The sequence below is a fragment of the Embleya sp. NBC_00896 genome (assembly GCF_045207785.1).
Taxonomy (GTDB): Bacteria; Actinomycetota; Actinomycetes; order Streptomycetales; family Streptomycetaceae; genus Embleya.
In genome coordinates, this window is the sequence record NZ_CP108776.1 from 1,103,042 (window position 1) to 1,115,634 (window position 12,593).

The 12,593-nt window shown below is 73.7% G+C and carries 8 protein-coding genes; 2 read left to right on the forward strand and 6 right to left on the reverse strand.

Features of this window, described 5'->3' with window-relative positions; translation table 11 throughout:
• Positions 1–33 precede the first annotated feature (33 nt).
• On the forward strand, positions 34–483 hold the full coding sequence (locus OG928_RS05330; protein WP_406279991.1) for a DUF5709 domain-containing protein: 450 nt from the start codon (positions 34–36) through the stop codon (positions 481–483).
• Between the two features lie 25 nt (positions 484–508).
• Here the strand turns inward: OG928_RS05330 and OG928_RS05335 are convergent, their stop codons facing one another.
• The 3 genes from OG928_RS05335 to coaBC form a co-directional block, all read right to left on the reverse strand.
• On the reverse strand, positions 509–3,343 hold the full coding sequence (locus OG928_RS05335) for a hypothetical protein (protein WP_406279994.1): 2,835 nt from the start codon (positions 3,341–3,343) through the stop codon (positions 509–511).
• Between the two features lie 327 nt (positions 3,344–3,670).
• Positions 3,671–4,864, reverse strand: coding sequence for a methionine adenosyltransferase (gene metK / locus OG928_RS05340; RefSeq protein WP_406279997.1), 1,194 nt, complete (start codon positions 4,862–4,864; stop codon positions 3,671–3,673).
• A 410-nt stretch (positions 4,865–5,274) separates the two neighbouring features.
• Complete coding sequence (gene coaBC, locus OG928_RS05345; protein WP_406280000.1) at positions 5,275–6,483, reverse strand: bifunctional phosphopantothenoylcysteine decarboxylase/phosphopantothenate--cysteine ligase CoaBC; 1,209 nt, start codon at positions 6,481–6,483, stop codon at positions 5,275–5,277.
• 214 nt (positions 6,484–6,697) lie between these two features.
• On the opposite strand from coaBC, the gene OG928_RS05350 reads away from it, so the two are divergent.
• A complete protein-coding gene (locus OG928_RS05350) occupies positions 6,698–10,369 on the forward strand; it encodes an SCO7613 C-terminal domain-containing membrane protein (protein WP_406280003.1) in 3,672 nt (1,223 codons plus the stop codon).
• Positions 10,370–10,396: 27 nt separating this feature from the next.
• Here OG928_RS05350 and OG928_RS05355 read toward each other — a convergent pair whose 3' ends face one another.
• The 3 genes from OG928_RS05355 to gmk all read right to left on the reverse strand — a co-directional run bounded on the left by OG928_RS05355 (position 10,397) and on the right by gmk (position 12,583).
• Entirely contained in the window at positions 10,397–11,398 is a 1,002-nt protein-coding gene (locus OG928_RS05355) for a TIGR03617 family F420-dependent LLM class oxidoreductase (protein ID WP_406280006.1), read from the reverse strand.
• Positions 11,399–11,667: 269 nt separating this feature from the next.
• Positions 11,668–11,931 carry a DNA-directed RNA polymerase subunit omega gene (gene rpoZ, locus OG928_RS05360; RefSeq protein WP_020551792.1) on the reverse strand — a complete coding sequence of 88 codons (264 nt, stop codon included), beginning with the start codon at positions 11,929–11,931 and terminating at the stop codon, positions 11,668–11,670.
• A gap of 94 nt (positions 11,932–12,025) precedes the next feature.
• Positions 12,026–12,583, reverse strand: a complete 558-nt coding sequence (gmk, locus tag OG928_RS05365) for a guanylate kinase (protein ID WP_406280009.1) — start codon at positions 12,581–12,583, stop codon at positions 12,026–12,028.
• Positions 12,584–12,593: the final 10 nt, after the last annotated feature.

Below are 12,593 nucleotides of genomic sequence, written 5' to 3' on the forward strand. Positions count from 1 at the left end.
CGGCACGAGCACTTCAGCGGAAGGCGGCAGGCGATGAGCGATGACACCCCGGAGCAGGCTGACGATCTCCCGGAGCAGACCGAGGACTCCCCGGACCGGCCGGGCGACGACGGCGTACTGGGCCCCGAGGACACGCTGTCGACCGACGATCTGTCGTACGACCCGCTCGACACCGGAATCGTGCCGCCGGACCGGTGGTCGGCGGCGGAGCGGTACGGCAACACCCCCGCGGAGCAGCGGCGCGGCGAGTCGCTCGACCAGCTCCTGGCCGAGGAGGAGCCGGACATCCCGGTCGACGACGCCGTCTCGGACGAGTGGGACGGCGGCCCGGACCCGCGCGCGGGACGGCTCGTCGCCGAGGACGAGGGCGCGCACGAGGACACCGAGTCGGAGGCGATCGCCCGCGACGTCGGGATCGACGGAGGTGCGGCCGGGGCCGAGGAGGCTGCGATGCACATCATTCCGGAGGAAGAGGTGCCGTAGCGCGGGTCCGCACACCCCCGCCGGGTCAGCCGTCGGCGGGTGGCAGCACCCTGGTGGCTTGGGTGGCTTGGGTGGCTTGGGTGGCTTGGGTGGCTTGGGTGGCCTGGGTGGCCTGTTGCGGGGGGTTCGGCGGGTCGGCCGTGCCCCGGGGCGGGGTCGGCGGGTCGGATGGGGTCGCCAAGGGCTCGGCGCGGGTCGGCCGGTCGGCGGGCTCGGGGGCATCGGCGAAGATCGTTTCGGGGGCCGGTTCCGGACCGGTAAGCGGGTGGCCGTCGAGCAGGTCGAGGGTCGCGGCCAGACTCGCCGCGGCGGCCCGGGCGGCGCCCGCGGTGAGCGGGTCGCCGGTGCGTTCGGCGACCTCGGCGAGTTCGCGTTGGGCCTCGGGGCGGTCGGCGATCAGGGTGTGCCGCAGGTCGGTCAGCGGGCCGGCGATCCAGGACTCGGCCTCCGCCTCGGTCTCGGCGACCTTGCGGGTCGCCTCCACCCAGCGGGCGACGGTGCCGAGCGACTCGCGGGCGTACTCGAGCAGGCGCCGCCGGGCGGGGCCCTCCAGGCGGTGGCCCTTGCCGTTGCGGAACTCCTCGTCGACCGCGGAGAGCCGGCTCTCCAACTCGTGGTGCTTGGTCAGCCGGCGCAGCGCCTCCGCGACCTCCTCCAGGTCGCGCCGGTCGTTGTCGGCGGCCTGGCGCAGCAGACGGCCCAGCAGGCCGTCCTCGGCCCGCCACCACAGCTGGGCGATCGACGTCGCGCGCGGGAAGCGCAGGTGGCGCGGGTGCAGCAGGGCCTCCGCGGCGTCGGCGGCGCACGCGGCGGCGCCGGCCTCGGCCTCGGCGAGGGCCTCCAGCGCGCCGAGGTTGCGGGTGCCGCCGAGCAGGCCCTGGGCGGACCCGGTCGCGATGTGCCGGGCGAGCGTGGCCACGGCGGGCAGGTCGCCCAGGCCGGACGCGGCCTCCTGGAGCAGGCCGTACGTGCTGTGCCCACACAACACCGCGGCCCGCGCGGCGGCGGCCACGGTGAGCAGCTGGGTCGCGCGATCGTGCGAGGGCTCGCGCATGGCCATGCGGTCGAGTTCGTCGCGCAGGGACACGGCGAGGGCACCGGTGTCGGACCGCGCACAGTTGGCGTACGCGAGCGCGCGCAACGCGGATCGGCGCTCGGGGTCGTCGGTCATCAGCGCGTGCGCGGCGGCGTAGCCGCCTCGACCGATCAGGTCGCCGACGAGTTCGGCGGGGACGGCGGCTTCGGCGGGGGTGGGGTCGGCGGGTTCGGTGGGTTCGGCGGATTCGGTGGGTTCGGTGGGTTCGGTGGAAGGGTCCGAGTGGGCGGGGTCTTCGGGGAGCTCGGGGTGCTCGGGGTGCTCGGGGAGCTCGGGGAGCTCGGGGAGCTCCAGGTCCACCAGGGTGGCGGACCCGTTGCCCCGACCCGCTCGATCCGCCCGGCTCCCTCGGTCCCCCTCGTTCCCGTCGTTCGCGTCGTTCGCGTCGCTTGCCTCGTCTGCTTCCGCTTCACGTGCTTCGCCGTGGCGCTCGAATGACGACTCGTCAGGACCGTTGGGCGGCAAGGCGTCGAGCGCCGGGGACGGCTCGACTCCGGTGGGTGGCGCGGATATCGGGGGCGGGGCATCCGCGTCCGACCGGACGGCGCCGTCGAGGGGCGGTGCCTCATCCCAAGAAAGGCGGCCCCGCAGCGCGGCGTTGACGATCGTCGGGCCGGGCAGGTGCGGGCGGATCGTCTCGGCGAGCTCGTCCACGCCTTCGTCCCGGTCGGCCGCGATCGCGTCGATCAGTGCGGCGAGGTCGCCGAGGGCGAGCACCCGGCGCCGGTCGGCCGGCTCCCAGTTCTCGTGACGGTCGCTCAGGTCGGTTGCCAGGTCGCGGAGTTCGCTGATCGCGGCGGCGTGTATCGGCGGTCCGGCGAGGTGCCGGAAGCGGTGGACGCCGGCCAGTTCGCGGGCGTGCACGGCGGCCTCGTGCGCGGTGATCGCGGCGGCCAGGCCCGGCCGATCCTCGGGCAGCGTCTCCGCGTCGACCCCGACCAGGGTGCCGACGGCCTCGCGGGCCTCGGCCACGGCGGGGCCCACGTGCGCGAGCATCGTCAGGTCCACGTCGTCCGGGGCCCGGCCGTCCGCGACGGCGGCGGTCACCGAGTCCACCGCGGCCCGGGCCCGGCCGAGCGCGTCGTCGAGCGAACGCAGCGGTGACGGCGCCTCGGTGGCCCCGCACGTGCGATCCCGGCAGAACGCCTCGAATCGGTGGCACGCGGTCACCACGTCGGCGATCACGTCGGTGTCCCAGCCCGGCAGCGCGAGATCGGCCTCGGTGAGGGCGAGCCGGAGCAGCGCGGCGGCCTGGCAGCTGAATCCCCAGTCGGCGATCGCGGTGAGGCGGATCAGGTCGGGGGTGAACACCGCGGTCTTCAGGCTTTCGAGGACCTCGCCGTCCAAGGCGCCCGAGTCGGTGTCCATGGTCGAGGGCAGCAGTACGCGCAGCACGGGCAGCGTGACGACCTGGGCGGTGTAGCCGCGCACGCTCGGGGTCTGCTTGCGCAGCCGCTTGAGGGCGTGCTCGGCGATCGTGGGAGTGGGTCGGCGCGCGGGCGGTACCCGCAGCGCGCGCAGGGTGTCCGTGCGGGTCGGGTTGGGCAGCCGCCACAGGGCGTCGGCGAAGACGTCGGGCTCGATCGCCGCCAGACAGTCCATGAGCGGGTCGCCGAGCCGGGCGAGTTGGACCGCAACCGCCGACTTCTCGCGGGCTATCTCCTGCTGATCGTGATCCGGATGATCCAGGAAGGGTTGCAGCTCACCAGACGAGGTCGCCCACCACAACCAGTCGACGCTTCGAGAACGTGGTTGACGCACCATTCGAGCCTCCCGAGGGAGAGGGGCTGGTCTCTGGTTATACCGCCGCGGGCCGGTGAAGCGGATGGTTCCGGCGCAATAGTCGGGGAATGGGCGCACGTCCATCGAGCGGCATATATACCCCTGGATGGTATGAAGGCACGACGCTCGTTCCCGACCCGCACGTACGGCGAACCGGCCGCGCGGGCGCGTGTGTCCCGGCGGACGGGACAACCGCGGGGAGCGCCGCGGACTTCGCCGCGTCGACGAGCGCGCGAACAAACGCCGCCGGCCGCGGTGCCGCCCCGAGGGGGCGGTGTCGCGGCCGGCGGCGGAAGGAAGCGGAGGGCCTCAGGACCCCGTGGCCACCTTGAGGGCGTCCACGCGGTCCGTGCGCTCCCAGGTGAAGTCCGGCAGGTCGCGGCCGAAGTGGCCGTACGCGGCGGTCTGGGCGTAGATCGGGCGGAGCAGGTCCAGGTCGCGGATGATCGCGGCCGGGCGCAGGTCGAACACGGTGCTCACGGCGGTCTGGATGGTCTCCACCGGCACGGTCTCGGTGCCGAACGTCTCGATGAACAGGCCCACCGGGGCGGCCTTGCCGATCGCGTACGCCACCTGGACCTCGCAGCGGCGGGCGAGCCCGGCGGCCACCACGTTCTTGGCGACCCAGCGCATCGCGTACGCGGCCGAGCGGTCCACCTTCGACGGGTCCTTGCCCGAGAACGCGCCGCCGCCGTGTCGGGCCATGCCGCCGTACGTGTCGATGATGATCTTGCGACCGGTCAGACCCGCGTCGCCCATCGGGCCGCCGATCTCGAAGCGGCCGGTCGGGTTGACCAAGAGGCGGTAGCCCTCGGTGTCGATGTCGAGGCCGGCCAGCTCGGGCTCGACCACGTACTCGCGAATGTCCGGCGCGAGCAGCGAGTCGAGGTCGATGTCGGCCGCGTGCTGCGACGAGACCACGACCGTGTCGAGGCGGATCGGGCGGTCGCCGTCGTACTCGATGGTGACCTGCGTCTTGCCGTCGGGACGCAGGTAGGGGATGGTCCCGTTCTTGCGGACCTCGGCCAGCCGCTTCGCCAGGCGGTGCGCGAGCGTGATCGGCAGCGGCATCAGCTCGGGCGTGTCGTCGCACGCGTAACCGAACATCAGGCCCTGGTCACCCGCGCCTTGGCGGTCCAGCTCGTCCTCGTCGCCGTCGACCCGGTTCTCGTAGGCGGTGTCGACACCCTGGGCGATGTCGGCCGACTGCGCGCCGATGGACACCGAAACGCCACACGAGGCGCCGTCGAAGCCCTTCTTCGAGCTGTCGTAGCCGATCTCCAGGACGCGCTCGCGCACGATCGTGGGGATGTCGGCGTAGCCCTGCGTCGTGACCTCGCCGGCCACGTGGACCTGACCGGTGGTGATCAGCGTCTCGACGGCGACCCGGCTCTTGGGGTCTTCCTTGAGGAGCGCGTCCAGGATGGAATCGCTGATCTGGTCGGCGATCTTGTCCGGGTGACCTTCGGTCACGGACTCAGAGGTGAACAGACGGCGGGACACATCGCTCCCTGGGGTTGCAGCGGCTGCTGGCTGGCAGGTGGGCCCGGTCCGTCGCGACAGGTCCGGACAGGCGGGTCCACCGAATTCTGCGCCCGAGTTTATCCCCCCGACCCCACCAACGGGACGGGGTGTCCCACGACCCGGACGGCGTGGCGTTGCTCACTCCGTGTGAACCTTGTGCGATCAGGCGTTCGGATGGCACTGCCGACCGGGCCCCGTCCGGGGGATCTCGGCGGGTTTGCACCGCCCGGCGTCCGCCTTTCGGGCTCCTCGCCGCGCTCACGTCACCGCACCCGAAAACAGCCGAATCGAACCACTTTGCCCCCGCACCTCGGGCGCGCCGAGGCACGGCACCGGACGCGCCGCGGCCCATCCGACGGGGATCCCGCCGAGGACCCGCCGGAATGGGCCTAGCCGAAACGGGCGACGACCAGATCCCAGACGATCTCCGCGAGATCCTCCTTGGGGCCGTGCGGGACCGGCGTCTCGCCGCCGTCGGCGGCCAGCACGACGGCCTCGTTGACGTCCTGGCCGAACGTCAAGTCCTCCCCCACCTGATTGACCACGAGCAGGTCGCAGCCCTTGCGCGCGAGCTTCGCCCGCCCGTTCGCGAGCACGTCCTCGGTCTCCGCCGCGAAGCCCACGACGACCTGGCCGGCGCGGACGCGCTCGTGCGACAGCTCGGCGAGGATGTCGGGGTTCTTCACCAGCGCGATCGGTTCCGGCTCGGCGTCGGTCTTCTTGATCTTGCCCTCGACCCGTTGCGCGGGGCGGAAGTCGGCGACCGCCGCGGCCATCACCACGCAGTCGGCGTCCGCCGCCGCCTTGACCATGGCCTCGCGCAACTCCAGGGCCGTGCCCACGTGCACGACGTCGGCCCCGGCCGGGTCCGGCAGGCCGGTGTTGGTCTCGACCAGGGTGACCCGCGCGCCGCGCGCGATCGCGGTGCGGGCGAGTGCGTACCCCTGCTTGCCGGACGAGCGGTTGCCGAGGAAGCGGACCGGGTCCAGCGGCTCGCGGGTGCCGCCCGCGGAGACCACCACGTGCCGGCCGACCAGGTCGGGCGCGGTCGCGCCGCGCGCGAGCGTGCGGCGCACCACCTGGAAGATCTGTTCGGGCTCCGGCAGCCGGCCCTTGCCGGTGTCCTTGCCCGTGAGGCGCCCCACCGCGGGCTCGATCACGATCGCGCCGCGCCGGCGCAGCGTCGCGACGTTCTCGACGGTGGCCGGGTGCTCCCACATCTCGGTGTGCATCGCGGGGGCGAAGATCACCGGACACCGCGCGGTGAGCAGCGTGTTGGTGAGCAGGTCGTCGGCGAGCCCGTGCGCGGCCTTGGCGATCATGTCGGCGGTCGCGGGAGCGACCACGACGACGTCGGCGTTCTGGCCGATCCGCACGTGCGGCACCTCGTGCACGGCGTCCCACACCCCGGTGGCCACCGGCTGCCCCGACAGCGCCGACCAGGTGGCCGCCCCGACGAAGTGCAGCGCGGACTCGGTCGGCACCACCCGGACCTCGTGCCCGGACTCGGTCAGCCTGCGCAGCAGTTCGCACGCCTTGTACGCGGCGATGCCGCCGGACACGCCGAGTACGACCCGGGGTCGGGATGCGCTGGTCATCGCTGCTCCTGCTCCTTGTCGTGGCCGGCCGGCCCGTGCTCGGACGACACAGGGAGCCTACGACACCCCTTGTGCGTCGGAGTTTCGCGGCGGCACGTCGGGCGGCCCGCGGGCCGCCCGAGTACCCGCCGCATCTGAGTACGTGTACGGATGTCCCGCTCGGTTCCCGCTGCCAGCCTGGGAAGCGAAAAGTCCATCGGGGGAGATGACGTCGATGTTGGACGAACGGCTGCTTGAGGATCCGACGCGTTGTCCCAACTGCGCGCTGCAGTTGCGGGAACCGCGTACGAAGCGCTGCCGGGGGTGCGCGATCACGCTGACCGGCCCGACCGCAGACCAGGTGTGGCGGGTCGGCCTGTCGGCGGCGCACCTGCTGCGCGAGCGCGAGGGTCTGCTCAAGCGCATGCGGATCGAGGCCCACGACTCGCTCACCCGCTCGGCCCGACCGGCGGCCCCGCCGGCTGCCCCAGCCACGGTACCGGCGATGGCCCCGGCGGAGACGGCGGAAACGGCGGTACAGCCGCCGCCGCAGGCGCCGCGGTCGGTGCCCACACCGCCGCGGCCCTCGGAGGCTCGCCTGCGGGAGATGGCCGAGGTCGGGCGGCGCCGGGTGGCCCGGATCGTGCTGGGCGCGGGTGTGCTCCTGGTGGTGGTGGCCGCGCTCGTGTTCGTCGCGGTCACCTGGAATCGGACCGGTACGGCGGGGCGCGCGCTGGTGATGGCGTTCGCGCTGGTGCTCGCCGCGGTCGGCACCGCGGTCGCCGAGCGGCGCGAACTGCCCGCGACAGCCGAGGCGATGGCCGCGCTCACGGTCGCGATGGGTCTGCTCGACGGGTTCGCGGCCTGGTCGGCCGACCTCGCGGGCCTGCGTGGCGGGGACGCGCTCCTGGTCACGGCCGGCACGTTGCTCGCGGTCGGCGGCGCGGCGGCGCTGGGCTCGATGCTGGCACCGCTGCGCGCGCTGCGGGTCTCGGCGGGGCTGCTGTTGCAGGGCCCGCTGCCGCTGTTGGTGGCGTCGTTCGGGACGGGTCGCGATTCGCTGCTGCCGTTGGCGATCGGGCTGGGTCTCCAGGCCGCCGTCGATGTCGTGCTGCTGCGCTGGACGCACGCGAAGGCGGCGCGCGGTCTGCGGATCGTCGCCGAGGTCGGTGTGCTCTGCTACTGGCTCGCGGCGGTCGGCCTGACCTTCGCGCAGGGCGAGGGCGGGGCATCGGCGGGCACCATGCTGGGCCTGGCCGCGATCGCCGGCGGGATCGCCTACACGCTGCGCGGCGGCGCCGTGGTGCGGCACATGGCGTCGGGCAGCGCGATGTTCGGCTCGCTCTCGGCACTGGCCCTGTTGCTCGCGGCGCAGCCGCGGAGCGACGAGTCCGACCTGCCGATCGCGTGGGCGGGCGTGGGGTTGCTGATCATGGTCGCGGTGCTGCTGGCGGTGCTGTTCGCGGTGCCGCGGCCGTTCCGGGCCGGGCCGATCGCGGTGCTCGCGCCGCTGACCGCGGCGCCGGCCTTCTGGGCGGTGGCGGCGGTGGCCACGGCCGGGTTCGGCCCGGTGTCGTGGACCAAGCACACGTGGGATCTGAACGCCGTCGGCGGCGGCACCCGGGGCACGGTGACGGCGACCGGCGGCGACTGGACCTTCGGCCTGGCGCCGCTCGCGCTGTGGCCGCTGTGGGCCGTCGTCGCCGTGCTGGGCGCCGCGCTCTTCGGCCGGCGCGGCCGCACCCTCGCCGTCGTCTTCGCCGGGGTCGCCCTCGAAGCGCTGCTCGTGGTCGCGCCCGTGGCCCTGGACCTGCCGCTGTGGGCGGCGCTGGGGTGGCACGTCGTGGTCGCGCTGGCGCTGGGCTGCACGGGCCGGGTGCGAGAGTGGCTGCCCGCCGTCGGCGCCTTCCACTGTGTGTTGGCCGTGTTGTGGTCGACCGCGAACCCGATGGCCTCGATCGTGGTCTGGGCCGTGGCGGCGGCCGGCCTCGCGGGTGCGGCCGTGCTGCTGCCGGCGCGGCCGGCGGTCGACTTGACCAAGCGGGATCGGCCGGCGGGCGCCCCCGGTCGACGACGCCGGCGACCCGGGCTTTCCGGCACCGGAATCCCCCACCGACACCGCGGCGTCCGGCGGGCGGACCCCCGGACGGGCCGCCACCGATCCGCTCACCCCCGCTCCCCCGGTGCCGGCCCGCTACTTCGGACGCCCATTCGCGGCCGCCGCCGCCCTGACCCTGGCCTGCGCGGACGCCGCGATGGTGGCGACCCACGCGGACGCGTCCAAGGCGGTGACCTGTCTCGCGCCGGCCCTGCTCGGCGCGCTCGTGGCCCTGGCCGCGCTGCTCGTGCGGCGCCCCTCCTGGACCACCCGCACGCTGCTCGGCGTCGGCGGCGTGGCCTGGGCGATCGGCACCGCCACCACGTCGAATGCCCCAGGCCCGCTCGCCGTGGGCTTGGCCGCGCCCTGCTGGTCGGCGTGGCGGGCGCGATCCGCGACCTCCCGACCCTGCGCCCGGCGTGGTCCGCGACGGCGGCGATCGGGTGGGTCGGTGCCGTGGCCGCCGGCGCGCACGCCTTCGGGGCGGACCGGCCCGCGACCGGGATCGCCGCGCTGGTCGCGGCCGCCTTGTTGATCCCGGCCGCGACGCCGTTGTCCGGCCTGCCGAGCACCGCGCTTGCGTTGGAGGGAACGGCCGCCGCGGCCATGCCGATCGCGCTCGTGGCCGGGCGCGAGACGTCCCCGGTCGCGTTCGCGATCGCCGCCGCGGCCGCACTGTACGGGGCGGTGCTCGGCCGCACGGTGCTGCGGCCGGCGTGGGCGCCCGCGACCGCCGGCCTGCTCTACGCGACGACCGCCGCGACGCTGCACCGCCTCGACGTCGGCCAGTCCGGCCAGGCGGTGGCGCTCGCGTGCGCGGCCACCCTGCTGTTGCTGATCGCGCCCCACCTGCACGACGCGCCCAAGGCCGCGCTCGCGGTCGAGGGCGTGGCCGCGGCTGCCGCGCTGATCGCGCTCGCGGCGTCGGGCGACCTGCTGCCGATCGCGCTCGGCGTCGTCGCCGCCGGCACCCTGCACGGCGCGTTCCGCGGCCGCACCGTGCTGCGGCCCGGCTGGGCACCGGCCACCGTCGTGCTCGGCTGCGCGGCGGTACCGGCCACGCTGCACCGGCTCGACATCGACCCGGCCTGGAAGGCGTTGGCGGCGGTCGGCGCGGCCGCGCTCGTGTACATCGGCACCGCGCGGCTGCCCCGCCCGCAGCCGCCGACCGCACTGGCCGCGGCGGCCTGCGCGTTCTCGGCACTGGGCGTGACCCTCGTGGTGGCCCCGGAGCGCTCCTGGATCGCCCTGGCCGCGACCGGCCTGGCCGCGCTGACCACGCCGACCGGCCCGCTCCGGCTCCCCGCGACGATCGCCGCGGCCCCGTTGCTGTTCGCCGCCTACTGGGTGCGCGTGGCCCTGTTCGGTGTCGAGCAGCCGGAGGCGTACACGCTCCCGCTCGGCGTCGCCCTGTTGATCGAGGGCCTGCTCCGCCGTCGGGCCAGGCCCGACACCAACTCGTGGGCCGCGTACGGCGGGCCGCTCGCGGTGCTGTTGCTGCCGTCGTTGCCGCTCGCGGTCGCGCAGGGCGAACCGATCCGGCCGAGTCTGCTGGGCCTGGCCGCGATCGCGACCCTGCTGATCGGCGCGCGGTTCCGGCTCCAGGCGCCGCTGTTCCTGGGCGCGGCGGTGATCGCGACGGTCGGCCTGGTGCACCTGCTCCCGCACCTGGCCCCGGTGTACGACGCGGTGCCGCGCTGGGCGGTGCTGGGTACGGCGGGCCTGCTGCTGATCGTGATCGGCGCCGGCTACGAGCGCCGACTGCGCGACCTCAAGCGGCTGCGGCGCGCGGTGGGGCGGCTGAACTGATGCCGCGGCCGGCTCGGGCGGGCCGGCTCAGGTGAGGGCGCGAAGCTCGTCCAGGACCTCCGCGACGCACGCCGGATCGGCCCGGTACGGGAGGTAGAACCCCAGGCGATCGGCGACCCCGTGGGCACGCGAGGCCAGTTCGGCCGCGACGTCCTTGGGCTCGCCGATCGCCACCACCCGGCTCAGCAGCGTGTCGTCGATCGCGTGCGGGATGTCCGACCAGCGGCCGGCCCGGATCAACGCGTGCAGTTCGGCCTGGAGCGGCCCGTACCCCTCGACGTCGAGCACCGGCCGATAGGCGGGCGTGGACGCGTAGAACGCGACCATCGCCCGCGCGCCCTTGACCGCGTCGCGCAGTTCCTCCTCGGTCCGCGCGGCCGCGACGATCACGTCGAGCATCACCGAGAAGCGCGCGCGGCTGCGCCCGGACAGGACGAGCCCGTCGTGCACGGCGTCCGAGAGCGGGCCGCGCACGAACAGGTCGGTGTTGAGCGGGTGGACGAGCAGCCCGTCGGCGTGCTCGGCGACCATCGTGGTCATCTTCCGGCCGACGCCGCCCGCGAGCAGGGGCGGCAGCCCGTACGGGTTCGGCCCGGGCCGCAGGGTGGGCGGCATCAGGGTGAGGTCGAAGAACTCGCCGTGGAAGTCCAGCGGCGTCTCGTGCTGCCAACAGGTCAGCACCGCGCGGACCGCGCGCAGCGTCTCGGCCATCCGCGCCACCGGGCGCGACCACTTCGCGCCGTAGCGGCGCTCGACGTGCGCCTGGATCTGGGTGCCCAGGCCGAGCCGGAACCGGCCGCCCGACGCGAGATGCAGGTCGTACGCGGTGTGCGCGAGGTGGGTGGGGCTGCGTGGGAAGGCGACCGCGATGTTGGTCATGATGTCGACCCCCGCGGCGGCGGCCGGCACCAGCGGCAGGAACACGTCGTGCGGACCCTCGAAGGTGAACACACCGTCGAACCCGGCCTCGCGCAGCTCGCGGGCCCGGTCGCCGGCCCGGCCCAGCGGCACGTCGAGCAGAGTGTCCACCGGCAGCGGTCGCCCCGACCTCGGGGGAACGTCCCGCGACGCGTCTTGGCCACTCTCGATCCGCTCCACCGTCGTCGCCCACCCCTCCGGATTCGCGCGCCTCGCGCGCATCGCCGCCAAGTCCCCCCGAACAGGCCCCAGACGTACGGCATGCGCCTACACAAATAAACAAACGTCTCGGATAAGCCGAGGGCCCGACGATCGATCGTCGGGCCCTCGGGTGAAGCAGTGAAGCGGTGAAGCTGTGGAGCGGTGAAACGCGGACTCGCTCAGCCCTCGATGGGCTCGGCGGTCAGCATGCCCGAGTTGATCTCGCGCAGCGCGATCGACAGCGGCTTCTCGTGCACGTGGGTGTCCACGAGCGGACCCACGTATTCCAGCAGGCCCTCGCCGAGCTGCGAGTAGTAGGCATTGATCTGCCGAGCACGCTTCGCCGCGTAGATGACGAGGCTGTACTTGGAGTCGGTCGCCTCCAAGAGCTCGTCGATGGGCGGGTTGATGATGCCCTCGGGTGCGGTGGAAGAAGCTGACAAGGCGGGGGCCCTTCGAAAAGCTGCGAAAGCTGCGGGTGGCTGCGAGAACTGAGTGTGAATCGGGTTGCCGTGGACTATCGGGCAGCCGTCACTCTCAAGATACGTTCATCAAGGCTAGCAGTTCGCGTACGACGTCTTCGACGGACGTGTTGACCAGCGTCACGTCGAATTCGGATTCCGCGGCCAACTCGACCTTCGCGGCGGCCAGGCGCCGCTCGATGACTTCGGGGGACTCGGTCCCCCGGCCCACCAGACGGCGGACCAATTCGTCCCACGAGGGCGGGGCGAGGAACACCAGGCGTGCCTCGGGCATCGCCTGCCGAACCTGCCGGGCGCCCTGCAGGTCGATTTCGAGCAGGGTGGGAACGTCGGCTTCGAGCCGTTCGAGCACGGGCTGTCGCGGGGTTCCATAACGGTTCCCGGCGAATTCAGCCCATTCGAGCAGTTCATCGGAGGCGATCAGCTTGTCGAACTGATCGCCGTCGACGAAGTGGTACTCCACACCGTCGGTCTCCCCTGGACGGGGCTTACGTGTGGTCGCGGACACAGACAGCCAAGCCTCGGGGTGACGGCGGCGCAGGTCAGCGACCACCGTGCTCTTGCCGACCCCGGAGGGGCCGGAGAGCACGGTGAGTCGACGGGTGCCGTGCACGGTACGGGGA

Bases quoted from the DNA above. Each gene is read 5' to 3' on its own strand.
- OG928_RS05330 (WP_406279991.1), top strand. From the start codon at position 34: ATGAGCGATGACACCCCGGAGCAGGCTGACGATCTCCCGGAGCAGACC.
- OG928_RS05335 (WP_406279994.1), bottom strand. From the start codon at position 3,343: ATGGTGCGTCAACCACGTTCTCGAAGCGTCGACTGGTTGTGGTGGGCG.
- coaBC (WP_406280000.1), bottom strand. From the start codon at position 6,483: ATGACCAGCGCATCCCGACCCCGGGTCGTACTCGGCGTGTCCGGCGGC.
- OG928_RS05350 (WP_406280003.1), top strand. From the start codon at position 6,698: ATGTTGGACGAACGGCTGCTTGAGGATCCGACGCGTTGTCCCAACTGC.